Origin of the sequence: Paraburkholderia sp. BL10I2N1, from assembly GCF_004361815.1 — a bacterium.
Classification (GTDB): Bacteria; Pseudomonadota; Gammaproteobacteria; order Burkholderiales; family Burkholderiaceae; genus Paraburkholderia.
Genome location: NZ_SNWA01000001.1, coordinates 362824 through 385694, shown reverse-complemented (window position 1 = coordinate 385694; position 22871 = coordinate 362824). Strand labels below are relative to the sequence as shown.

Below are 22871 nucleotides of genomic sequence, written 5' to 3'. Positions count from 1 at the left end.
AGATGTTTCCTGTTCAGCGGCACAGGTCGCGCGTGGGGGCGAGGCGAGCGTCCTGTGAGGCTTTCGATGCGTGGTGCGGTCAATTGGGCGGAGCCGCGGCATTCCACCAGCCGCCGCCGAGCGACTGAAACAGCGCCGCGGTGTCGGCGTAGCGCGATGCCTGCGCCTGCGCGAGATTCAACACGGTTTGCTGGTACTGGCGCTGCGCGTCGAGCAGCGACAGATAGCTCACGCCGCCGATGCGGTACTGCGAGCGCGTCAGGTCGAGCGAGTCGCTGGCGGCGCGCCAGGCGTCGGTTTGCGCTTTCAGGCCGGTCGCATCGTGTTCGAGCGCCCGCAGCGAGTCCGCGACGTTCTGGAATGCCAGCAGCACCGTTTCCCGATACTGCGCTTCAGCCTGTTCATATGCGGCCTGTGCCGCGCGCTTCTGGGCGTTCAGCTGTCCGCCGTGGAAGACCGGTTGCAGCAGGCCGGCACCCAGGCTCCAGACCGTGCTGCCTGCCTTGAAGAGCTGGGCGGGTGTCAGCGCCTCGAAGCCGTAACTGGCGGACAACGTGATCTGCGGGTACAGCGCCGCGGTCGCGACGCCAACCTGCGCGCTGGCTTGATGCAGGACAGCGTCAGCGGCGAGGATGTCGGGCCGCTGCCTGACGAGCGTGGATGGCAGGCTGACGGGCAGCGTCACCGGCAACGAAAACATCTCGAGCCGGAATTCGGGCACCGCTGCTTCGGCCGGCGTCTTCCCGGTCAGCACGGCAAGCTGGTGACGCACCTGGTCGAGCGACTGACGCAGCGGCGGGAGCGTCGCCCGCGTCTGCGCGAGGAGTGTCTCCTGCGCGAGCACCGCTGTGCGGCTTACGCCGCCGAGATCGAACTGCTTGCGAAGGAGCTGCAGTTGCGCGTCCTCGTCCTCGACGATGCGCTCGGTGGCTTCGATCTGGGCACGCAGCGATGCCTCCCTGACCGCGGCGGTCACGATGTTGGCCGACAGCGCAAGGTAGGCGGCCTGCAACTCGAATTGCTGGTAATCGATCTGCGCATGCAGTGCTTCCAGTTCACGGCGTGAGCCGCCGAACACGTCAAGCTTGTACGACACGTTCACGGATGCGTTGTAGAGATTGAACTCCTCGGTGAATCCGGGGTTGCCGAACGCGATACCGTTGATTTTTTCTCGTGTGGCGCTCGCCTTGGCGTCTACGGCGGGAAGCAGTGTTGCGCCGCTTTGTGCCAGGAAGTTTTCGCGAGCCTGCCGCAATGCCGCCTGCGCGGCGGCGACATTGGGGCTGTCGGCCAGCGCCTCGCGAATCACCGCGTCGAGGGGTTCGCAGTGAAAGAGTGTCCACCAGGCGGCCGGGACATCCTGCCCGGTAGCAAAGGATTGCGGCAGGCCGGAGGCACCCGGTGCGGACGCTGTCTGAGCAGGCAGCGGGGCGGTGGTATAGGTGTCGACCGCTGGTGCTGGCGGGGTTCGATAGTCTGGCCCGACCATGCAGCCGGCCAGCGCCGCGCAGCCGCAGAGCGCGACGCAGAAACGCTGACACCGGTTGGTACAGTGAGTCAAACCCTTCACGAGAGTCTCCGGGAAACCTCGGCTTTCAGGCCCCAGGACTACCCACAAGTCGGCAGGTGACGGCATGTGCTTTCGCTTGTAGCTTCGTGCTCCAATTAACGTCTTTACGCATGCCCATGGTATTGTGTGAAGAATGGACATCAAGCGTGCGTACCGATTCCGGTTCTATCCGACGCCCGGGCAGGAAGTGATTCTCGCCCGGACGTTTGGATGCGCACGCTTCGCCTATAACCACATGCTCCGGCAGCGCACCGATGCGTGGTATGAGCGGCAGGAACGCATGGGTTATCACGAGACCTCCGCGGCGTTGACGGCGCTCAAAAAGACCGAAGAGCACGCCTGGCTGAACGAAGTGAGTTCGGTTCCGGTGCAGCAGGCGCTTCGGCATCTGCAGACTGCGTTCGCCAACTTTTTCGCCAGGCGTGCGAAGTACCCCACTTTCAGGCGCAAGGATGGCCCGCAGTCGGCCGAATACACCACGAGCGCATTCAGGTGGGACGGCGCCGCGCTCAGGCTGGCGAAGATGGATGAGCCGCTCGCGATCCGCTGGTCACGCACGATCCCCAGGGGCGCGAAGGTACCGACGGTCACCGTGTCGAAGGACACGGGGGGCCGATACCACGTCTCAATGCTGTGCGACGACGTGGTGAGCGCGCGCCCGGTCGCCGCTGGAAAGATCGGCGTCGACCTCGGGCTTACGCACTTCGCGATTCTGTCGACCGGCGAGAAGATTGCCGCGCCGAACGTGTTCCGCAAGAACGAGGAGAAACTCGCGAAGCTGCAACGGCGGCTTGCGAAGAAACTAAAGGGCTCGGCCAATCGCAGGAAGGCCAGGCTTAAAGTCGCACGCACGCATGCCAGGACGGCAGACGCCCGCAGGGACTTCCTGCACAAACTTTCGACGCGGTTGATCAACGAAAACCAGGTGATCGCCATCGAAAGCCTGTCGGTCAGCAACATGCAGAAGAACCGTTGCCTGTCGAAATCGATCAGCGATGCGGGCTGGTCCGAGTTCACGCGGCAACTCGAGTACAAAGCGCAGTGGTATGGGCGCACGCTGATCGGTATCGACCGCTGGTATCCATCCAGCAAGCGATGCAGTGATTGCGGACATACCGTCGCCAAAATGTCGTTGAAGGTCCGTGCATGGACATGCCCGGAATGCGGGTCGATCCACGATCGCGACGTCAACGCTGCGCGTAATGTTCTGGCCGCCGGACTGGCGGTTTCAGCCCGTGGAGAGGCTGTAAGTCCCGTGTCTCGTTGAGGCATAGGCTGGGCTCCGCGAAGTGGGAATCCCCTTTTCTTCAGAGAGGGGAGTAGTCAACGATCCGCCTTATAAAGGGTACGACCGGGGTGAACCCATCGTTGCGACAACCGCGATCCTCTCAGAAAAATGGCAAGAACGCACGTGCGTCCGGGCGCACATTGGCATCGAGTGCGACGGCCGGGCAGGGCGGTGGTGCATAAGGCACAACGATCTTGGCAAGGAAATCGAGGGGACGACTTGCCTTGCCGCGCACGCATTCAAAAAGCATTTTTCCTCTAGCGCAAGGCGGTTGCACTGCAACACGTTGAGGATGTTTTGTGCGTCGTGCTCCGGCGGTCCACTAGGCGCGACGAAGCTCGGAGGTCGGCGTCGTAGTCAGCGTAAGGCAAAAAGGGCACCAACCCCTTGAGCCGCAATGAGTTTTTGAAATTTCTTGTACCGGTCAGCCACGATGCTGACTTATCTTTGTCGCACACCTTCCCACCAGACGTATTCTCCGGGGAGTGCCGGGTTCAGCCAGCAAGTCAGCGCGCACCAGCCATGATATGATTGGTCATGGCTGAAAGAAAAATTCACGATGAGCGCCACGTCGTACCCCGGAACCGTGGAAATGGCGAACTCCGGCGCGAGGTCTGGGTAAATGAAGCGGGGGAAGTCTCGCGTTACAACCTGGCCTACATCAACCATGCGCTTTACCAGGGCGACAATGGACGGGTTGTGGGCTATGACAACGCGCACGGGTTTCATCACCGGCACTATTTTGGCAGCGTGACACCCGTCGATTTTGTCAGCTTTGAAGATATAGAGGACCAGTTCGCCCAAGACTGGACCGCATTACGGAGCCAATGATGAGCAAGATGCAAGTTGAAATTGGTACTGAAGCGGACTTCTTTGCACGCGGCAAGCGTCTCGCCCAGCAGCTTGACCGAGGCGAGTTGCCTGCTGAGACTCACGTCATCACATTTGAAGACCCAGCCGACATCGCACCGCTCCTGACCCAGGCCCGTATCGGGGTGTTTCGCGCGATTAAGGAAGGAGCCGCATCCATTACGGTTATCGCGGCCCGCCTGTCGCGTGACCGCAGCGCGGTCAAGCGCGACGTTGATGCGCTCTGTCACGCTGGCCTTGTGACGGTGGAAACCACCCCGAACGCGGGCCACGGAACGCACAAGGTTGTCCGCGCCGTTGCCGAACACGTTGACCTTCACGTCGTGATTGCCTGACCCTTTGGACCGTTTCGGGAAAGCATAAAAAAACCCCGCCGAAGCGGGGTGGGTACAGCGCCGGCCGCGGCGCTGACGGTTGTGCCGCCTTGGACCGTAATGGTGTTCGGACCGGCTCCGGCGTCCGTTACTGCGACAGCACCGGCTGCGCCAGTGACGCTGATGCTACCGTTCGCCTTGACCGTGACTGCATTGCCACCGCTAATCGTCGCACCGCCGCCACCAGACGCCGTGTCGGTCACATTGGTCGTCGTTGCGGCTTTGATGTCGTCGCCCGCATTGCCGGCGGACTGAACGGTCAGGTTGGTAAGACCCGAGACGTCGAAGACAGTAGGACCACCGACAGAACCAGCGTTGTCCGTGGTCGTCAGGCCGACGGTTTGGATATTCGACAGTGTCGCCGGAATAACGTCTACTTGAGCCACGGTCGACGAGTCAGCGATATTCAGCGTGTTGCCCGTGCTGTTTGCGGCGCCTTTGATAGAGTCGAACGCATTCAGCGTTGCAACCGAGTGCCCGCTGGCGTCCACGCCGAGCACGGCGTTGAGGACATTGTTGTTGCCAGTCAGCGTGACGGTATCCACACCCGTAGTGGAAATGGAAGTCCTTGCCGGGCGCCACGCGTTGCGGACACAGCGCAGCTTGCGCGACCATCGCCATCCTATAGATCGAGCCGCTGAAAATATCCGGTCAGTTCCAGATAACCCCGTCCGAGTCGCGTTGCCGCGCCTGTTGCGTTCGCGGTATTCACGTCGCTTGCCTTCAACGCGACGACTGCGCCTTCCCAGTACACGGCGCCCGTGCTGGCGCGGCTGTCGAGTTCCTGATCGTCCATTAGCGGCGCGAGCACCAGATGGGCGTCGCCGGCATCGACGCGCATCGCGACCGGATAGCGCGCGCCGGTGTGCGGCGAGCGCCACCAGCGCAACGGGGTGAAGCTGACGCTGTCAGGCGCAAGCGCGCGCGTGTTCCCGTCGGCGTTGCGCAATGTGCCGCCGGCCCAGAACTTGTGCCCCGCCTTGTCGCGGATCTGAAACGCCATCACTGCGCCACCGTCGTCGAGATTGATGCCGATCCAGTCCCAGCCGACGGCGCCTTCTGCGAGCGGCGCCGACGACCATTCGTGATCGAGCCACGCAGTGCCATTCACGTGCTCCGGATCGTGGTTGGGGATGCCGTCAGGTCGGCGCCTGCGCGTCAAGGTGCCGTCCACGTGCAGCCACGGCTCGCTGTAGTAGTAGCTCGCCTCGTCCGGCAGCGGCCCCTTGCGGCTATAGCCCGATGCGCCGTTCACGAGCACCAGGTGCGTGGGCTGCATCGTGAACAGAAACTTGAAGTCGGCCGCGGCGACGCTGACGTGGTAGCGTCCGTCGGCCTCACGCCGCAACGACCACTCGCCGATGTGCACGTTGGTGTCCGCCTCGCTCGCGTCCGCGAGACCGAAGCCGCTGCGCGCCGCGCGCTGGTCGTGCTGCAGCCTGCCCACGCCCGGGTCGCTCAGCGCGACGTTGGCGAAGAGCAGTTGCGCAGGCGCGAAGCGGCTCGGGTTGGCATCGTCGAGCGGCGGACGCGAACGAAAGAACGTCACCTGAAAGCCGAGCGACGCACCGGTATCCGTTTGCAACCAGCCGGTCGCGTACCACCACTCGGTGCGATAGCCCGAATGTGCGCCGTAGTCGCGCGGGAACGCCAGTGGCTCTCCGCTCCGCACGGGCGGATAGTCCGGCGCGCGGGCCCATGCGCCTCGCCCGAACAACAGCGCTGGCGGCAACAGCAGGAACGCGCGCCTTTTCATAGGGTCACCAGTCGTCGCGCACGGCACGCACGGCGTCCACCGACATCGCCGTGCGCGCGCTCCAGAGCGCGGTGAGCGCGGCGGCGCCAACGACCGCCGACGCGAGCGTGGTGAGCAGTCGCCACGGCATATGCAGGTCCATCGTCCAATGAAAAGACTGGGGGTTGACGACATGCACCAGCACCATCGCGATGCCCGAGCCGAGCGTGAGCCCGGAGAGCACGCCGACGAGCGCCACGAGCGCGCCCTCGAGCGCAAGCATCGCACCGATCTGACGGCGCGTCACACCCAGATGCCGCAGCACGCCGAACTCCCGCGCGCGGGCAAGCGCCTGTGCGCCGAAGCTTGCGCCGATACCGAACAGTCCGATGATCACGGCCACCGCCTCCAGCAGATAGGTCACCGCGAAGCTGCGATCGAAGATCCTGAGGCTCGTCGCGCGAATCTCGCCCGGCTCGGCGAAAGCCAGCTGATGTCCGCCCGCGAGGCCCTCGCGCAGTCGCGCGATGGCCTGCGCCGGCGCGACGCCAGGCGCGAGCCAGAGCGCCGCATCGGTCACCCGCGTATCGCGCGTGAGCCGGCGATAGTCGCGTTCGTCGATCACGATCGCGCCGAACTGGCGCGCGTAGTCGCGCCACGTGCCGGCCACGATCACAGCAAAGTGCTGGCCTGCCAGCGGCAGCAGGATGCGGCGCCCAGGCTGCATGCCATACAGATCGACCATCGCCTCGCTGACCCACACCGGTGGCGGATCGCCTGCGCGCGGCATGACGGGCGCGCCGGTCAGTGGCAAACGTGCGCCCGGATTGTGCGGATCGATCGGTCGCGCGAGCAGGCTGACAGGAGGCAAACGCGCCTGGAGTGAGATCTGCGTCGCGCGCAGGAATTCGACGCGCTCGACGCCTTTCGTCGCCGCGATGACCGCCTGGTCGTTCGGGGACAGGTATGCACTGTCGCCGCCAGGCGCCGCGCGCAGGTAAAGGGGGGCGGGCAGCAGCAGTTGCAGCCAGTCGTCTACCGCGATGCGAAAGCTCGACACCATGATCGCCATGGCCGTCATCAGGCTGAAACTCGCGACGATGCCGGCAAGGCCGATGGCCGCGCGACCGGGTGCGTGAGCAAGCTGCGCGAGCGCCAGTTGCGGGAGCGCACGTTGCGGACGTGGCAGCGCATCAAACACCGCATGCGCGACGAACGGCATCGCCAGAACGCCGCCGAGCAGCAGCAACGCGATGGCCGCATAGCCAAATACCGGCAAGCCGGCGAGCGGAGGAAGCTGCGTCGCCGCGAGTCCCAGAGCGAGTGCACCCAGAGCGGCTGTCACGCCCCAACGTGTGCGCAGACGCCCGAGTGGCGCTTCTTCGTCGCCTGCCTTCAGCGCCTGGGCAGGACTCGCGCGTGCGGCTTCGAGTGCGGGCGCGAGGCTGCCGATGATCGATGCGCATAAGCCGAGCGCGAAGAACATCAACGCGGCCAGCGCGTCGAACTGTACTTTCGGCTGCACGCCCTCGAAATAGCCGCCGCCCAGATCGCCGCCCGCGTAGCGCAGCACGGCGGCGGCAAGGGCGAAGCCGAGCGCGAGGCCCGCCAGCGCGCCCGGCACCCCGAGCGCGGCGCCTTCCGCGACGATGAGCCACAACACGCCGCGGCGCGTCACGCCAAGCGTGCGCAGCAATGCGAACTGCGCGCGCCGCCTCAGCACGGCGAGCGCCTGCATCGTGAAGATGAGAAACGCGCCCGTGAAGAGCGCGACGAGCGCAAGCACGTTCAGGTTCGCCCGGTAGGCACGCGAGAGCTGCGAGGTGCGGTGCGCGTTGTCGAGCGGCGTGACGGCAGCTACCCCAGCCGGCAGCAGCGGCGCGACCGAGCGCGTAAACGTGGCGACATCCACCCCGGGCTTGAGCTTGATGTCGATCCGCTGCAAGGACCCGAGTCGCTGCAAACGCCACTGCGCTGCGCCGATGTCCATCACGCCGACACGCACCGCTTCGCCGGTGGCGGGGAGCACGCCCGCTACGCGCAGCACGACGGATTGAAGCCCGACCTGTACGGCAAGATGCGCTCCCGGCTGCAGACCCAGCCACGTCAACGCTGCAGGCGAAAGAAAAACCGCGTCAGGGTCCAGCAGGTCGAGGCTCCCGGCACGCGTGCCCGCGACCCGCCCGATGAGATTCGGCGTCACGAGGCCCGCGCGAAAGACATCGATCCCGAGCAGTTTCAGCGGCTCCGTGCGGCCAGCCACCCGTGCATCGACCTCGACGACCGGGCTTGCCGTCTCGATGTCCGGCAGGCGCGCGATGCGCGCGTAGAGCGATTCATCGAAACCGGCGCGTGGGCCGCGTATTTCTACGTCGGCATTGCCCATCAGCGAATTGACCGTCGCGGATAGTTCAGTCAGCGCGGCGCGGTTGATCAGATCCACCGAGTAGCCCATTGCGACGCCCGCCGCAATCGCGAGAATGCCGACGATCGCCCGCAACGGATGTCCGCGCGCCTCGCCCCCAATGAGCGCCACGCCGTACGCACCGGCGGAGGAGAAAATGCCCCATGGGAGCCGGGGACGCACGACGCTCGGGACCCGCATCGCCTAAGCGGCTCCGGCCCCGGCGCTGACCTGACCCGGCGCATAGGGCTCGAGTCCTTGCGAGGTCAGTCGCAGGACCCGATCGGCGGTCGCGGCGGCCACCGCCGAGTGCGTGACGAGCAGCGCGGCGGCACCGTGTTGCCGGGTCAGTTCGCGCAGCAGATGCAGGATACGCATCGCCGTGTCGTGGTCGAGGTTGCCGGTGGGCTCGTCTGCCAGCACGAGGCGCGGACGATGGACCAGCGCGCGCGCAATCGCCACGCGCTGCAATTCGCCACCGGAGAGCTCGCGCGGCATCGTGTCGGCGCGCCCTTCGAGCCCGACCGACCCCAGCGCAGCGGCAACGCGCTCCGCCACGTCTCGTGCGCCCACACCGTTCAGCAGCAGGGGCAGGGCGATATTCTGTGCGGCGCTCAGGTTCGGCAGCACATGGAACGCCTGAAACACGAAACCCATTTTCTGGCGCCGTTCAAGGGTAACGGCGTCATCGTCGAGCATTGCCAGATCCTGTCCTTCGAACAGGATCTGGCCGGCATCGGGCCGGTCGAGCCCGGCAGCCAGGTTTAGCAGCGTCGATTTTCCAGTGCCGGACTCCCCCATGATCGCCACGCATTCGCCGGCCCGCAGTTCGAGGTTCACCGCGCGCAGCACATTGCGCGGTTGCGAGCCTTGATAGCTCTTCGAAACATTCGACAGCGTCAGCATGGTGTCCCGGGGTGGCGGTCGCGCTGCGAGTGCAGCAGCCGGCTCAGCGTCGGCCTTTGCGTCGCGCAGAACGTGTGCGAGACAAGGTCGTTGGCAGTGCACGCATGGAGGCAGCCAGCCAGAGTCTAGGATGACCTACGTCTGGAGTATAGGAGGAAGTATGCGCATACCGCTTGCCGCAGCGACAGGGTCGCCGGGAAAGGCAACCGTCAATCCGCTGTCAGCGGATCAGCATGCGATGGGGGCGCACGGCAATATCGGCGCCGTCAGTTTTCGGCTGCGCCATACCGGTAACGCACCAGATGATCGACGCCCGATTCAGGCAGCCACACTTCTCCCGTGCGTCCGAGCAGCTGGCGAACGTTCGCGTGCGCGTGCGGCAGCGCATACACGTCGAACCGCTCGCTGCGCGGGTCGAAGCGCACGAGCGCGTTGGCGCTCCACTCGCTGAGCCAGACGGTATCGCGGTTGTCGACGAAGATCGCATAGGCATGAGGGTCGTCGCCGGGGAGTCGCCATTCGTGCCATTGACGCGTCGCCGGATCGTAGACGCCCAGTTTCCCGGCATTCCATTCACTAACCCAGACGCGCCCCTTCGAATCGGACCACGCCCGCCGCGCACCCTGGTGCGGTGTCGGCGGCTCGATGACCTGCACGGCGCCGCTCTCAGGATTGATGTGGCCGAGATAGCTCCCCGCAAGCGACGCGAAATAGAGGCTGCCGTCCGGCGTCACGCATATGCCGTAAGGCCCGGCGCCGCGAGGTGCATCGAAAACGCGCATACGGCCGTTCTTCGGATCCAGTTCGCCATAGATGCCGCTTTGCCCGGTAAACCACAGATGCCCGAGCCTGTCGAAAACCGCGGTGTTCAGATTCGCAGAAGCGCGATCCTTCGGCAGAGGAAAACGCGTAACGGCGAACGTGTCCGGATCGACCCGCACGATCGCGTTCAGGCCTCCATCGGTGACCCAGGCCCCCCGATCCGGACCGACGATCACGCCGTGCGGCGCCGATCCCTCTCCGAGTGGGATCTGGACCGTCTTGCCGCTTCCCGGGTCGAGCCGCCCGAGCGCGCCCTGGGCCTGGGCGGTGTACCAGACGGCGCCGTCTGCTGCCGGCGCGACGTCGTGCGGCGCGCTACCGACGGGCAGCGCGAAGCTGTCGAATTGCTGCGGCTGCGCAGCGCGCGCCGTACCGGCTTGCGCGACGCCTGCGGCGAGCGTTACACCGATCAGGGCTGAAGCAAAGGATCTGGCGCTCATCATGCTGTGCCTCTTCCTCGTTTCTTCTTCCGTATCCCCGAATGTTCGCGAAATCCGGTCTTGAGCGTCACGGCCAGGCGCGCGCCCGTGTTGTTGGCCGGATCGAACGGCCGGCGGACCTCGACGACGTCGGCGTCCACCCGTTTCGTCCGTTCTGATTCGACTGCGGCGTAGCAATATGCGCCGAACCGCGGCGCACGATCAGGCTGCTCATGTGCCGCGCTCGGGCGGTGTCGCCATTGCTCCGGGGCGGCGCAGCATTTTGTCCACTTCGCCGGCGTGCACCTCTTCGACATGGATCAACTGGCGTGCGTATTCTTCGAGCGCGACCGAACGACCTTCCGTCAGCGCGAGCAGGTCCCGATACAGGCCAAGCGCGACTTTCTCGGCTTCCAGCGATTCACGCAGGATGGACGCGATGTCGAAGGTGTGCGAGTCCAGAAGCGGGCCAATTTCCAGAGACGGGTATGCGCCCAGGGTGGTGATCCATTCACCGGCCTGTTGGGCATGCACCAGCGACTCGTCGGCCTGCTGTCGCAGCCACGACACAATGGGGATGCGGCCAAAGCCGAAAACCAGGAAGGAATAGTGAGTGTATCGAACCACGCCAGCCAGTTCGGACTCGAGAATCTGGTTTAGCACTGCCACAACCTTTTCCTTCTCTATCTCGGACATTTTTTCCTCCATTTTGCGGAACCCGTTTCGAGAGATGCCGATTGATCGTTGACGAGGGTCATTCTGCGCGCTATCGCGCTGCCACGTCAGTCGTCATCCGACCAGATTCACCTGTTTCGTCCCCTTATCAGAAGACCTGCGGTCAGCGTCGCCCCCGAAGATTCCCTGCCCCGCAGAGATTTAAGCCCGCTTTAAGCGATGTGACGTACGTTACGGATCTCAAAAAAGTACTCCTTACGCTCTACGAGAACCCATGAACACCAGAATCCTCTCCCGCGGCGCGATGACCCTCGGCGCCGTAGCCGCTCTGGCGGGCGCATACGCCGTAGGCCATCGCAATGCCGATGCGTCGCAGACCGTCAAGAGCGCCGATACGGTGACCGCGCCGTTCGCATCCGGCGCGCGCCCCGGCACGCCGGACTTCTCGGATATCGTCGCAAACTACGGACCTGCCGTGGTCCACATCAGCGCGAAGCACATTGCCGGCCAGGGTGATTCGCAAGGGCAGGGCGCGGACGACCGATCGAGCGCGGCGTTGGGTTCAGGCTTCATCATCAGTCAGGATGGCTATATTCTGACGAACAACCACGTCGTCGACGGCGCGAATGTCGTCACCGTCATGCTGAAGGACAAGCGCGAATTTCCGGCCCACGTGATCGGCACCGACAAGGAGTCGGACGTCGCCGTGCTGAAGATCGACGCGGGAACCCTGCCCACCGTGAAAATCGGCGATCCGGCGCAAAGCAAGGTCGGCGAATGGGTGCTCGCGATCGGCTCGCCCTATGGTTTTGACAACACGGTCACGTCCGGCATCATCAGCGCGAAGTCACGCAATATGTCAGATGAGAACTACACCTCGTTCATCCAGACCGACGTACCGGTGAATCCGGGCAATTCAGGCGGCCCGCTGTTCAACATGAAGGGCGAGGTGATCGGCATCAACTCGATGATCTATTCGCGCACAGGCGGTTTTCAGGGGCTGTCGTTCGCCATTCCAATCGACGAGGCAATCAAGGTCAAGGACGATCTCGTCAAGACCGGCCATGTGAGCCGCGGCCTTCTAGGCATCGGTGTCGGGCCCATCGACCAGTCCGCTGCGAAATCGCTGGGCATGGATAAACCGCAGGGCGCGCTGGTCGGCTCCGTCAATCCTGACGGCCCGGCCGCCAGGGCAGGGATACAGACAGGGGACGTGATCCTCTCGGTCAATGGCACGCCAGTGACCGATGCGTCGGAGTTGCGCTCGCGGATCGCCGGGCTGTCGCCGGGTGCCACGGCCGATATCGGCGTCTGGCGCAACGGCAGCCGGAAGAGCGTGTCCGTTACGGTAGGCGTCATGTCCGGCACGAAGGAGTTGCCGAACGCCGCACGGCAGCCGGCTCATGCGCGGCTGGGTGTCGCGGTCCGGCCGCTTACGCAGGAGGAACTGGGTGAGGCGTCGCTGTCGTCCGGCTTGCTCGTTGAGCAGGCACAGGGGCCGGCGGCCCAGGCGGGGATCCAGTCCGGGGATGTGATTCTTGCTGTCGATGGCAAGCGGGTGGCGAGCGTGAACCAACTCAGGCAAATGATTTCCCAGGCCGGCGATCAAGTGTCCTTGCTGATCCAGCGGGACGGTGAGCAGCTGTCTGTCCCGGTCGAACTCGGCTGATGGATTGGGACGCCTGGACATAGTCCAGCTGAACACCTGGAGACGGTCACGGGCGGCCAAACTTGACGTCCTCCTCGCCCTCAGTCTGCGGCTGCCGCTGTCGCGGAAAGGGCGAGGATTCCTTCTGCAAGAGGGTCACGTCCGACCCTGGCGCCGGGTGGCACCTCATTCGCGACGGCTTGACCGACCGCCGCGGCAAACTGCGCCTCCATCCTCTCCAGACCGCCACGCAGGATGTTCCTGGCGGCATTGGTATCCCGGTCGTGCGCGGCATCGCACACGGTGCAGGTCCACTCGCGGACCGCGAGCCCTTCTGGGCCGCTGGGTCCGGTACGTGATCCGCAACACGAACAGGTCTGGGTGGAGTAGCGCTCGTCGACTTCTTCGAACCACACGCCCGCGTCATCGCACTTGTATTGCAGCATGGTCCGGAATGCACTCCAGCCTGCATCCAGCACGGATTTGGCCATACCGGTCCGTGCCAGGGCTGAGGCATTCACATTGCCAACGAAGATGGCGCCGTGCTTGCGCACGAGCGCTGTTGAAGCCTTGTGCAGGAAGTCCTTCCTGCTGTTTTTGATGCGGGCATGGATCGCAGCGACCCGCTTCTTCTGCCGGGCACGTTGCGCCACGCCTAGCGCCGCCTCGTATTTGCGGTAGAAGCACTGTGCCTCGATCGGCTCACCGTCACTGGTCTTTGCGAAGTCCTTCAGGCCCAGATCGATGCCAATGGCGCTGCGTCCTTGCTCGGGGGCTGCCTTCCTGATCCTGACCGTGACGTTCAGGTACCAGCGCCCGCGCGCATCTTCGCTGAAGCAACCGGCCCCGAGCTCGTAGCTGGACAGACCATAGCTGTCCCAGAGTGACAGCGGCCTGTCCAGGCCGGACACGAAGATCTGCCCGTTGCGGTAGCGCAGCGCTGAGGCCTTGAACGGCACCCAGCCGAGACTGCGGCGTGGACCAGAGGACACACGCCAGCGAAGCCTGACCTTGCGGGCCTGAACGCGGCGTGTCACGAATTCCGCGCTGATGGCCTGGATCGTCTGGGAATGCAACGGCACGCCAGCCTTTGAGGCACCGCTGGTGTACCGGTCGATCTCATAGCCGCTGATGAAGCGTCGTTCACGCTCCCACACCTTGTACGACAGTTCGTTCGAATAATTCCAGACCTGATTGACCCAGAATGCCTTGTCCAGCAACTCCGATGCGTGCCGGTCCTTGATGCGGACTCTGAGCACGCGCGTGGTGGTTCTCGGGTCGGGCTGTCTTTTCGGCATGCCCCAACGTTAATGCTTTCGACGGCAAAGTCAAGGCGACCTCCGGTCGCCGCGCTCTACATCCTCCACCTGAAGGCCTGGGTTTTACCCACATCTTATGATCCTGAATTAAAGATGCGAAACATCTCGGTGATTTCGTGCAGGACGAGGAAGCCTCTCCAGATGACAGTTGCGCCAGGAGGAGGATCATTGTGGCGATTCAGGTAGCCGCCCAAGGTGGCAATCCACAGTACCGCCTGCTCCAGAGACGGCACCTTGTCCGGCGGCCGGGTGGTACGGTGTACGCGGCAATACAACGCCTGCCATTCAACTGGCTGAAGGACCACTTCACAGGGCAGTTCGCCATCGAGGCGAGCCAGCAGGGTCGTGTAGAGGATACGCCAGGCGATCACGGCAAACAGTGCTGTAGCACGAACGAAACGCTCGAGCGTGCCAAACTGACGGGCTTCGATACGGCAGCCGCTCTTGAGCACCCGATGCCAGGTCTCGATCGTCCAGCGCCGCGCGTACCACCGCAGCCGCTCAAGGGCCTGTTCTGGGGAGTGTGTGGGCACAGAAGTGAGCAGCATCCATTCGAGCGGTTCGATACCGGCGGGCGGTTCGTCCTCGATGACGTGGATGGCAAAGACATCGAGTCCAGGCAGCTGGCTGGCCCGCGCCTTGGGTGGCTGCAGGCGCACAGACGCGTATCGCAGCGTCAGGCTTGCCGTGCGCTGTGCACGCGTACCTTTAGCTGGCACCAGCAGCTCTGTGTGACCGGCTGCAGGGGTATCCAGCACTGCCTGCCGGAGATAGCGTTGGGGATGGCGGGCGCGGCGGTTCCATGCCGCACGCACCAGCCAGTGCACACCCTCTGGCCGCTGCGCAGCGAACAGTTCATAGACATCGCTCTCGCGATCGCCAATGCCAATGAGCTGCGTGTGCGCACAGCGCGACTTCAGCGCTGACAGGTGCGCAAGCCCCTCGATCCACTTGACGCTTTCCTTCTCGTGGATCGGCCGGGACTTGCGCTGCGCGGCACTGCCCCTGGCTCCTTCGGTGCGCGCCCACGTCTTCATGCCCAACACTCCGAGCGGCAGCCCCTCCGGACTGACCGCCAGCAGACTGTGCATCAAGAAGCCACGCTCATTGCCACCGGTACACGGACCCAAGCCTTCTGTGGCATGCAGATGCGTCAGGTTGAATTCGGTGGTGTCCTGTATGGCCAACACCACCGGAATCTGCTCCATGCGGTGCAGCGTTTGCGCAATATGCGGCGCCAGCACGCCGTCAGTGTCGACGAGGTCATTGTCGAAGAATCGATAGGCCGCCTTCAGTTCAGCGGGCGACAGCGCTTGCGGCAGCGACGTGTGTGGACTGGTCGCCAGTTGGCGTGCCAACGCAACCAGGCGCTGCGACAGGCGAGCGTCTCCGAGGTTCGCTTGCGCGAATTCCTCGCTCGCCCAGTCTGCCGTGTCGTCTCCGATCGCCAATCCGCAGCCGTTACATCAATAGGATGGCAAAAGTTAACACCGTCTGACGCGGTTTACAACCGGAATTGTGGGCAATCCTCAGACCTGAAGGAAGAGGCTGGTAAAACGTTGCGATGCGGGCGGCCGCCCGAAAGATATCCGTACAGGACCCCACATTGCGGTTATATGTACCGCGGTCACTACGCAAGGGAATCGACCTGAATCACGGGGCATCCCCGCGTCGCGTTCAAGCCTTGTAGCCGATCTGCCGCAGCAGGTCCTTGCGCCACTGGACGTCTTCTTCGGTTTCGACACCAAGCGGCGTGAATCCGTCCACGACGCCCATGATGCCGCGCCCCTGCTCCATCTCGGCGACGACGATCTGGGTGGGATTCGCCGTCGCGCAGAAGATCCGGCACACTTCGGGCACGGCCTTGATGGCGTTCAACACGTTGACCGGGTAAAACCCGTCGCCCAGAAAGATGATGAAGCTGTGGCCGGCGCCAATCGTCATCGCGTTTCGCCGGGCAAGCTCGATCAGGCCCGCATCCGTACCCGAAGACCGTATGAGGCGCTTGCCTGACGCTTCGCAGAAGGCAAGCCCGAACCTGATTCCAGGGACAGTGCCGACCATTGCTTCGTGAATGTCTTCGACGGACTTGATGAAATGGCTTTGCCCCAGGATGAAATTCATGTCTTCCGGCTTGTCGACGGCCATGGTCAGCAGTTGCATATCGAACCTCCCTCTGTGTCGAACGCGGGGTCTGGAGCCGCGTGCCGGGACACCTGCTGGTCACGCCGGCGTCCGGATCACCGGATTGCCTGCCGCACATCGCATGCGCGAAAAAACCGGCGGGTGTCCAAATGATAGGTTGTTTGCGGGCGGATCGCCTTTTGGTCAGGCGCGTCGCCGCGGCGGAATCCGGCGCCAGGTGGTCAGCACCACCAGCGCGAACGCGACGTACAGAAGCGTGAACACCCAGGCGGGCGCGTCGTAATAGAGCAGGCGGCTCACCCAACGTTGAATGAAGCCCTGCGTTTCGTTCGGGCCATGTCGCAGCCAGTCTTCCAGCACGGTCAGCGGGCAGGCGACGCCGAGCAGCGACAGCGTGGACACGACGCCGATCGCCAGCAGATGCACGAACCGGAAGAGCCGGCCGCGTACCCAGCTCCAGCCGAGGGCTGCACCCACCCAGATCGCGACGAGTCCCCCCACGATAAAAATCACCACCAGCGCATGCAGGACGAGCACCGCGTCGGCCAGCTGGTTCATGACGTCCTCACAGAATTCGCGGCGAACGCCGGACAGCTTCTTGTGCAATGCCGCACGGCTTTCGCGCTGCGTCACGTTTGTCGGAATATCGTTGCATTCTCGCGGGCTATCGGATGTAGACTGAAAGCGAACCCTGCCGGAGGCGCATCGCGTGTTCAGGCTGCGAGCACGGCGAGCGTTTTGCGCACACGCAGGAGAAACGGCGACGGCGATCATCGCGCTATGGAGCGATGTTTCGTGCGCCTGTTTTGTACCCTGTTAGCGACAGGTCCAGATTATCACCAGGCGTGGAAACGAGATCGGGGTCGGGACGGGCCAGGTCCACACTCGCGCGCATCACATGCGCTGGTGTAGCCCAGGCAGGTTGCTGGCGTGCAGCATCCGGCTGCCGTCGCATACGTCGACGGCCGATATGGGATTCAGGAGGGAGGAGCGATGCCGACTTATCAATACCGCTGCGAGGAGTGCGGCGAGACGTTCGAGCATGCCGAACATCTCGTTGAACATGAAAATGCCCGTCCGCTTTGCCCCAAGTGCGGGAGCGAGAAGGTTCAACACAAACCCACGCCCTTTGTCGTAAAGACATCGAAAAAGAGCTGAGACCCGAGCGGCCGGCCCTACACTTAACGTGTTGATGGGCACGGTTTAATTCGTCAAGATGCCCCGTGAGTCAGGGACTCCCGGGGCATCGCTCAGTCCGGAGATTTTTCTGCTGGCGAAGCCGCGTCGCCGCCCGAAGTCTTGTCGCCGTAGGGCGCCAGAGTATGTGCGACTGGCGCCATAATTCCGAGTCCCGGATTATTCCGAGTTCTGCGTTTTTGCGCAGAATTACGTGTTGACTTTCAATGACTTGCGCCGGACCCGGGGCCTTGATTCTCGGCATAATCCTGCCGACTTCCATTGCTGGCAGGATCGCCACCGCTACGAGGAGAAAGGCCATGTTAGAACTGCATTGTGCCGGCAACGCGGGAGCGGAGCGTTTACGTGTCGGGCCGAAGCCGCAGAAGTCCTAGCGAGGACCGTAGCACCGGCGTTCGACAGAGTCGCCATCTGCCCGATGATGGGACTCTTAGCGTCCCCGAAGAGCCTCCGATTATGCCGAGTCGCAAGCAGCCCTTACCCCCGAGATTTCCCGGGACTTTGCTCCGCTGTAATAGCTACTCGGGATAATCCGGGACTCGGAATTAGCGGCACAGTTGTGCGACTAGGGGACAAAGTTCCTGCGACCGACCTACACCGCCAAAAAATCCGCTCGGTTTTGCATCCACCGGTGAATTTGCAGGGCGGAGCTAATCTGACCGGCGTCCTATGAGGCGATGTTCACGCGTGCGGTGCTCGGCCAAAATTTGCCATGGCTGACCGTGTGTTGGCCATCCCGACAGACGAGACTGCGACCTCGTATGTATAAGTCGGTCCGCGTAAGGCAGAAGTCGACCCCACTCCGGCCGCTGAAGATCGTGCCACCTTAATGGCAGCTTCCCGGATGCAGCGGACGTGCGCGCGCATGTAGCCGCCGGCAAGTTTTCGGATTGTGGTCGTTATGCATCACGTCCCACAGACAGTGTCGAGTTACCGCGTTGGCGGACGCTACGTTCAAACGTCCGGCGCCGTAGAGTAGCTGTTCCGGTCAGAGTGCGCGGGCCGCGCCGGCTTCGCCTCTCTTACGAGCTCGACCAACAGCAGCAAGAACATCGTATTGGCTCGAAGACAGGTTGTCGAACGGAAGGGCTCGCTTCGAGCGTTTCGGCAACGATGTGCTGGCAAGAGCGAGCGCTCGCGTTCGCCGATTCGCTGAGAAAGAAGCAGGCCGCCGTCGGCGACGTCAGCTCCGTCACGTTGTGCAGCGAGAATCCGCAGTCGGTCGGGCGAGCGCCCGTCTCACGGACGCCGGACCGCCTCAACGCAATGCCGCGCTCGAAGACCGCTCGAGCAGCCTGAATGCGTGCACACCACCGCCCGTACCATCGTTCGTGTACCCAGAACCAACGAACACCATGTCGCCAACCGGCGTGGCTCCGGAATCGACCGATCCAGGAGGCTTCATCGGGAAGCTCATCAGCAATGCGCCAGTTCGCGAGTCGTAGGCATTCAACGCGGGTGGCTGCAAGAGTCCAACGGTGCCATTGAAGACGACGCCGTCAGCAAGTGCAGTAGGCGCGAAGCCCGGGTCCATGGACTGCTGCCAAAGAACACCGCCTCCACCCAGGTCAAGGGCGTGCATGGTCGGTTCCTGGATGAACGTATCGCGAGGATTCTGTGGATCGCAAAGCCCGGTCTGCGTGTACACATTACCGTCACCAATCCCTGTTGCGCTGAAGATTCGAGATTCGCCAATAGCTGCACCGCCATAGAAGCCCCCCGCGTTTCCGCCGAAGACGACGTTCCTCGCCCACACAAGCTTGCCACCGGGGTTACGCGTAAGACGCTCAAGCAGGTAATACGTCCCGTCCTTTTGGCCTACGCCCACGTACTGGCCTTGGTCGGTCTGAATGAGATTAGGCGAGGCGCCGAAGTCGAAGTCGCAGAGCTTGGGATCGCTCACGCGAGGTCGAAATGCCCAAACGAGTTGCCCCGTACGGCTATCCAAGGCGATGACGGCCTCATGATATGGCGCGGTTGCAGCATTGTTGCAGTCGCCGGTTCCGAAGAAGACGAGGTGGCGATCAACGTCGATCGCCGCAGACGACCAAACGCTGCCACAGCCACGATTTTGCCCACCCGCGACATGTCCGTTCACCAATAGCGGCTGCCCGTTAGCGCCCAATATCGGGTCGACCTCGAAGCGCCACCGCATTGCGCCGGTCTCGCTATCGAATGCCGCAAACCCCCCGCGGTAGTGATTGGCGCCGGGCGTCCAGCCAACGAAGACCATGCCTTCGAAGACGGCAGGAGATGAGTAGATTTGCGACGGATCCTTTGCATCGGAGGCGCAAGCCGGCTCGTCCGGGTTACCGCAAACGACACGCTTCCAGCGCAACGACCCGTCCTTCGCATTCAAACTATAGAGAGTCTTGCCAGCAGCAAAATAGACTTTGCCCGCAATCACGGCCGCGGACGAAGTGATCAGTCCACCTTGACTAAAAAAACGCGGGGGCGGTTGCTGCCCGGACGCGAGGCATTGTGGTGGGACGGGTATCAGTGTGTTCTGGCAGTCGACCTGGAACTTCCAGCGCATCGCTCCGGAGTGCGCATCGAGCGCATAGAAGAAGCCGTCCCACGAGCCGATGTAGATCACGCCATCGACGACGGTAGGTGATGCAGTGACGGCGTCCCCAGTACGGAAGGTCCATACCTCTTGCAGGTTTGCAACGTTCCTGGGATTGATACGGGAGTCCGGATGCTGAAGGTGTGCTCCAGATTCCGACCGTACATCGGCCAGTCGTCTTTACCTTCGCGTTCGCCGTACGTAGTGGCCGGCACAATCAGAGCGAGAAGAACGGCAACTATCCAGATCCGCATGATTGTTCTCCCGATACAGTGAGGCTGAACGGCAATCGAATCGCTTCATGGTTGTCCACGCTGATCGCACTGCCCATGAAGGTCACGCCGACGCCTCTACATTTAAGGCAAGGGACTCGACTAAAAGCAAGGGGGTTCGGCGGAGTCGTGCTAAATTCATGTCCTTGTCATATTTGCGGTCTGCTCCCTGGCGGATCGCCTGATCTTTCCTGCTGGAGTGGTGTAGTGGTCTAATTTCCTCGGACAGGTCGATGGTAAAGGCTTTGAGGATTAGTCGGATCAACCGCCACTGCCGTCCAGGCTTTTTCATGATCGATCGGCGTGGCGGCTGATAAAAGTCCGGTGTCTGGGCTGATCGGACGCCCGAATGTCCTGGTGCCGTTGCAAGCTAACGACGCTTCATGGCCGGTAGTACTCGCAGGACATCAGGCGAGATAGCGGCCGCGCGAGCCCTATCGAACTGACGTGGCGTGCGGCCGGTAACGGCGGCGCTAAATCTCGGTCTGCTCTGAGATCTCCTGCGCGTTCACGCGCATGCCATGGTTTTTCGGGAAGGACAGCCCAGCCTCAATGCTGGCCGGCGTTCAACAACATCCAAATCTGTTTCTCTGGCGGCCCGGCAAGAATGCACGCGAAGACGCCCCCGCACTGCGTGCATGCATAGCGCAACTCGACTACCGGGTCGTCGAGAACACTGGGAGCTCTCACCCCCAAATCGTCATGCGGCGCAACGCTAGCCGGCCTACCGTGAAGATCCGCGCACGCAGCGCATGGCTGAATTCGGAGTTTCATGGGTCGAGGCTACGCCTTGCGCGCGAGCCAGTCCTCGGCGAACTGCTTCGCGTATGCGATCGCTTCCTTTTCGGTCGGAAACACGTCCGGCGCGCGGAAGGCGGCGTATTCCACAAAGAGAACGGCCATTCCAGGGCAAAGAATCGTGATTCCACGGCAAAGCGAACAAGGATTCCACGCCATCGCAAACAAACGGGGCGCAGCGACGCGGGACCTTTACCTTTTTACTCGGACTGCGGCTTTGCGGTCAATCGACTGCGCGTCTTGCGCAGCGATTCGTCCGCGAGCGTGATGCGATGAGCGTCGTGCACCAGCCGGTCAAGGATCGCGTCGGCGACGTTGGGTTCGACTACCGGGTCGTCGGGTCGTCGGCCGTTCGAGCATCCATCCAGTTCACTCTCTTTGAACGACCGGTTACAGGGAAGTCGAACAGGCGCTATCGACCCGTTCGAGCCACTCAGTCAGCATTGGCGCCGGTCCGCTTTCCTGCCGATACGAGACGATCGCATGCAACGCTGCGATCGGTAGCATCAGTACACTCCGTGCAGCGTGATGGACCGGTCTGGCAGCTCGCCGGACTCATAACCCGAAGGTCGTAGGTTCAAATCCTACCCCCGCGACCCGACCCATCGACATGCCGCCGTCGGCCAGCGGTAGCCTTTCGGCGGCGTTGTCGCATTCGGCGTACACCGCGCCGTTTTCCTCGATCAGCTGCACGTCACCGAGCAAGGCCCGCAACGCGTCCCGGGCGCGGGCAAGATCCGAACGCAGCGCGACGTCCAGGCCGGTCACCAACGCGCGTACCTGCGCTCGGACCACCGCAGGTACCGGCGTTACCGCCGCGCGCGTCCTTGCGCGTTTTGGCGCGTCACGTGGCTTCCGCTTGGCGCAACCGTTCGGCAAGTTCGCTCGACAGTCCCATCTGCGCGACAGCATCGGTGAGCCGCTCAATGTCGCGCTGCAGGTGCCGATCTACGTATGCTTAGCTCGCATCGACACCTTCGCAAACTGCAGGACCACGGTCCTTGTGCGCGGCGCATCCGTACGTGCGTGCTTTATCTTGACCACCGAACCGCCACAAGAACCGCAGCGGATGATGCCACCCAGGAGAGTCGTCGGGACGCCGCCGCGCCCTCGTCGACCTCCCGCGCGCCGGGATGAGGCCATGCGCTGGTGCACTGCGTGCTAAAGGTCATCATCGAGGATGCATAGCTCAGGGCGCGCGACCGACTGCCATTCACTCTCCGGCCGAATGAATCGCTCGCGCTTTCCCGTATCGGGGTTCTTGATCCACTTTGAGCGATTCCATACGTAGCGCCCGACGTAGTGCTCGTTGTTCAACACACCGGCGCCCTTCGCTGGCGAACCATAAAGCGCCGATACGCACCAGGTTCCTCCACGTGGCCCGCGGACGCCACGCGCGTCGAGCTCTGCAGCGATCCGCTGACAGGATTCCCCCAACGCGTAGTGCCTGAAGATCTCGCGCACAATCTCGGCTTGTGCGTCGTCAACTTCGAGGCGATGCCCGATCGGCTCGCCGCGCGCGTTCAGACCGGCAATGACCGAGCAATAGCCATACGACAGACCACCGACGTGATAGCCGAGCTTGATCTGCCCGATCAAGCCGCGATGGGTCTTGGCGCGCAAGTCGTCCAGGTAGGTTTCGCAAATCAGTCCCCGGACTCTGCGTAGCAGCTTGCGCCCGGCGCACGAGTTGGTGTCGTAGCCGTCGGAGACACCGATGATGTGAATGCCGCGGTGGCGATCGGCCACATCCTGCTCACCACCTGGGGCGCGGTGATCGTGCGCTTGGTGAGCTGATGCCCGGGCTTCCAGCTCACTGGTCTCCGATGAAGAGACTTGGTGGCCATGGTGCAATTAGGCCTT

Annotated in this window: 21 protein-coding genes and 2 pseudogenes; 6 read left to right on the top strand and 17 right to left on the bottom strand. The window is 63.1% G+C overall.

The window, feature by feature from the left end:
* Positions 1-79: 79 nt before the first annotated feature.
* Positions 80-1561, bottom strand: a complete 1482-nt coding sequence (locus tag B0G77_RS01810) for an efflux transporter outer membrane subunit (RefSeq protein ID WP_279571341.1) — start codon at positions 1559-1561, stop codon at positions 80-82.
* 142 nt (positions 1562-1703) lie between these two features.
* On the opposite strand from B0G77_RS01810, the gene B0G77_RS01805 reads away from it, so the two are divergent.
* From B0G77_RS01805 to B0G77_RS01795, 3 genes are all read left to right on the top strand, one after another.
* Positions 1704-2837: an RNA-guided endonuclease TnpB family protein gene (locus tag B0G77_RS01805; RefSeq protein ID WP_133660589.1), complete on the top strand. Its 1134-nt coding sequence runs from the start codon at positions 1704-1706 to the stop codon at positions 2835-2837.
* A gap of 558 nt (positions 2838-3395) precedes the next feature.
* Entirely contained in the window at positions 3396-3689 is a 294-nt protein-coding gene (locus tag B0G77_RS01800) for a DUF6516 family protein (RefSeq protein ID WP_133660588.1), read from the top strand.
* A complete protein-coding gene (locus B0G77_RS01795; RefSeq protein ID WP_243750898.1) occupies positions 3686-4063 on the top strand; it encodes an HTH domain-containing protein in 378 nt (125 codons plus the stop codon). The genes B0G77_RS01800 and B0G77_RS01795 overlap by 4 nt, the downstream gene beginning before the upstream one ends.
* On the opposite strand, the gene B0G77_RS01790 is transcribed toward B0G77_RS01795, so the two are convergent.
* From B0G77_RS01790 to B0G77_RS01765, 7 genes are all read right to left on the bottom strand, one after another.
* Positions 4045-4647 (bottom strand): hypothetical protein, encoded by a 603-nt coding sequence (locus B0G77_RS01790; RefSeq protein WP_133660587.1) that lies wholly within the window; start codon positions 4645-4647, stop codon positions 4045-4047. The two genes, B0G77_RS01795 and B0G77_RS01790, sit on opposite strands and share 19 nt — an antisense overlap.
* A 77-nt stretch (positions 4648-4724) precedes the next feature.
* The gene (locus B0G77_RS01785; protein WP_133660586.1) at positions 4725-5858 is read right to left on the bottom strand and encodes a lipocalin-like domain-containing protein; all 1134 of its coding nucleotides are present in this window, start codon (positions 5856-5858) and stop codon (positions 4725-4727) included.
* A 4-nt stretch (positions 5859-5862) separates the two neighbouring features.
* Entirely contained in the window at positions 5863-8442 is a 2580-nt protein-coding gene (locus B0G77_RS01780) for an FtsX-like permease family protein (protein WP_133660585.1), read from the bottom strand.
* A gap of 3 nt (positions 8443-8445) precedes the next feature.
* Complete coding sequence (locus B0G77_RS01775; protein WP_133660584.1) at positions 8446-9147, bottom strand: ABC transporter ATP-binding protein; 702 nt, start codon at positions 9145-9147, stop codon at positions 8446-8448.
* Positions 9148-9413: 266 nt separating this feature from the next.
* The gene (locus B0G77_RS01770; protein ID WP_243750897.1) at positions 9414-10409 is read right to left on the bottom strand and encodes a lyase; all 996 of its coding nucleotides are present in this window, start codon (positions 10407-10409) and stop codon (positions 9414-9416) included.
* Positions 10409-10549 carry a hypothetical protein gene (locus B0G77_RS43035; protein WP_166656102.1) on the bottom strand — a complete coding sequence of 47 codons (141 nt, stop codon included), beginning with the start codon at positions 10547-10549 and terminating at the stop codon, positions 10409-10411. The genes B0G77_RS01770 and B0G77_RS43035 overlap by 1 nt, the downstream gene beginning before the upstream one ends.
* Before the next feature lie 70 nt (positions 10550-10619).
* Positions 10620-11084, bottom strand: a complete 465-nt coding sequence (locus B0G77_RS01765) for a ferritin-like domain-containing protein (protein ID WP_133660582.1) — start codon at positions 11082-11084, stop codon at positions 10620-10622.
* Between the two features lie 253 nt (positions 11085-11337).
* On the opposite strand from B0G77_RS01765, the gene B0G77_RS01760 reads away from it, so the two are divergent.
* Positions 11338-12732: a Do family serine endopeptidase gene (locus B0G77_RS01760; RefSeq protein WP_133660581.1), complete on the top strand. Its 1395-nt coding sequence runs from the start codon at positions 11338-11340 to the stop codon at positions 12730-12732.
* Between the two features lie 80 nt (positions 12733-12812).
* Here B0G77_RS01760 and B0G77_RS01755 read toward each other — a convergent pair whose 3' ends face one another.
* The 5 genes from B0G77_RS01755 to B0G77_RS43030 form a co-directional block, all read right to left on the bottom strand.
* Positions 12813-14009: a transposase gene (locus B0G77_RS01755; protein ID WP_243750896.1), complete on the bottom strand. Its 1197-nt coding sequence runs from the start codon at positions 14007-14009 to the stop codon at positions 12813-12815.
* 95 nt (positions 14010-14104) lie between these two features.
* Positions 14105-15481: an IS4 family transposase gene (locus tag B0G77_RS01750; RefSeq protein WP_133660580.1), complete on the bottom strand. Its 1377-nt coding sequence runs from the start codon at positions 15479-15481 to the stop codon at positions 14105-14107.
* A 226-nt stretch (positions 15482-15707) separates the two neighbouring features.
* Positions 15708-16193 (bottom strand): adenosine-specific kinase, encoded by a 486-nt coding sequence (locus tag B0G77_RS01745; protein WP_133660579.1) that lies wholly within the window; start codon positions 16191-16193, stop codon positions 15708-15710.
* A gap of 165 nt (positions 16194-16358) precedes the next feature.
* A complete protein-coding gene (locus tag B0G77_RS01740; RefSeq protein ID WP_133663999.1) occupies positions 16359-16733 on the bottom strand; it encodes a DUF2784 domain-containing protein in 375 nt (124 codons plus the stop codon).
* A gap of 336 nt (positions 16734-17069) precedes the next feature.
* Positions 17070-17240, bottom strand: coding sequence for a hypothetical protein (locus B0G77_RS43030; protein WP_166656084.1), 171 nt, complete (start codon positions 17238-17240; stop codon positions 17070-17072).
* Between B0G77_RS43030 and B0G77_RS01735 the strand changes: the two genes are divergently transcribed.
* Complete coding sequence (locus B0G77_RS01735; RefSeq protein ID WP_133660578.1) at positions 17169-17333, top strand: zinc ribbon domain-containing protein; 165 nt, start codon at positions 17169-17171, stop codon at positions 17331-17333. The two genes, B0G77_RS43030 and B0G77_RS01735, sit on opposite strands and share 72 nt — an antisense overlap.
* Before the next feature lie 1112 nt (positions 17334-18445).
* Positions 18446-18671 (top strand): annotated as a pseudogene (locus B0G77_RS44035) (hypothetical protein).
* Here B0G77_RS44035 and B0G77_RS01725 read toward each other — a convergent pair.
* The 4 genes and pseudogenes from B0G77_RS01725 to B0G77_RS01705 all read right to left on the bottom strand — a co-directional run bounded on the left by B0G77_RS01725 (position 18631) and on the right by B0G77_RS01705 (position 22757).
* The gene (locus B0G77_RS01725; protein WP_279571340.1) at positions 18631-20034 is read right to left on the bottom strand and encodes a PQQ-binding-like beta-propeller repeat protein; all 1404 of its coding nucleotides are present in this window, start codon (positions 20032-20034) and stop codon (positions 18631-18633) included. The pseudogene B0G77_RS44035 and the gene B0G77_RS01725 overlap by 41 nt on opposite strands.
* Positions 20035-21208: 1174 nt before the next feature.
* Positions 21209-21322, bottom strand: a pseudogene (locus tag B0G77_RS43770) (ATP-binding protein); the annotation flags it as partial.
* A gap of 241 nt (positions 21323-21563) precedes the next feature.
* On the bottom strand, positions 21564-21779 hold the full coding sequence (locus B0G77_RS01710; RefSeq protein WP_133660575.1) for a hypothetical protein: 216 nt from the start codon (positions 21777-21779) through the stop codon (positions 21564-21566).
* Between the two features lie 390 nt (positions 21780-22169).
* Complete coding sequence (locus B0G77_RS01705) at positions 22170-22757, bottom strand: recombinase family protein (protein ID WP_166656100.1); 588 nt, start codon at positions 22755-22757, stop codon at positions 22170-22172.
* Between the last annotated feature and the right edge of the window lie 114 nt (positions 22758-22871).

Bases quoted from the DNA above. Each gene is read 5' to 3' on its own strand.
- B0G77_RS01805 (WP_133660589.1), top strand. From the start codon at position 1,704: ATGGACATCAAGCGTGCGTACCGATTCCGGTTCTATCCGACGCCCGGG.
- B0G77_RS01800 (WP_133660588.1), top strand. From the start codon at position 3,396: ATGGCTGAAAGAAAAATTCACGATGAGCGCCACGTCGTACCCCGGAAC.
- B0G77_RS01795 (WP_243750898.1), top strand. From the start codon at position 3,686: ATGATGAGCAAGATGCAAGTTGAAATTGGTACTGAAGCGGACTTCTTT.
- B0G77_RS01785 (WP_133660586.1), bottom strand. From the start codon at position 5,858: ATGAAAAGGCGCGCGTTCCTGCTGTTGCCGCCAGCGCTGTTGTTCGGG.
- B0G77_RS01780 (WP_133660585.1), bottom strand. From the start codon at position 8,442: ATGCGGGTCCCGAGCGTCGTGCGTCCCCGGCTCCCATGGGGCATTTTC.
- B0G77_RS01775 (WP_133660584.1), bottom strand. From the start codon at position 9,147: ATGCTGACGCTGTCGAATGTTTCGAAGAGCTATCAAGGCTCGCAACCG.
- B0G77_RS01770 (WP_243750897.1), bottom strand. From the start codon at position 10,409: ATGAGCGCCAGATCCTTTGCTTCAGCCCTGATCGGTGTAACGCTCGCC.
- B0G77_RS01765 (WP_133660582.1), bottom strand. From the start codon at position 11,084: ATGTCCGAGATAGAGAAGGAAAAGGTTGTGGCAGTGCTAAACCAGATT.
- B0G77_RS01760 (WP_133660581.1), top strand. From the start codon at position 11,338: ATGAACACCAGAATCCTCTCCCGCGGCGCGATGACCCTCGGCGCCGTA.
- B0G77_RS01755 (WP_243750896.1), bottom strand. From the start codon at position 14,009: ATGCCGAAAAGACAGCCCGACCCGAGAACCACCACGCGCGTGCTCAGA.
- B0G77_RS01745 (WP_133660579.1), bottom strand. From the start codon at position 16,193: ATGCAACTGCTGACCATGGCCGTCGACAAGCCGGAAGACATGAATTTC.
- B0G77_RS01740 (WP_133663999.1), bottom strand. From the start codon at position 16,733: ATGAACCAGCTGGCCGACGCGGTGCTCGTCCTGCATGCGCTGGTGGTG.
- B0G77_RS01735 (WP_133660578.1), top strand. From the start codon at position 17,169: ATGCCGACTTATCAATACCGCTGCGAGGAGTGCGGCGAGACGTTCGAG.
- B0G77_RS43030 (WP_166656084.1), bottom strand. From the start codon at position 17,240: ATGTTCAACGAGATGTTCGGCATGCTCGAACGTCTCGCCGCACTCCTC.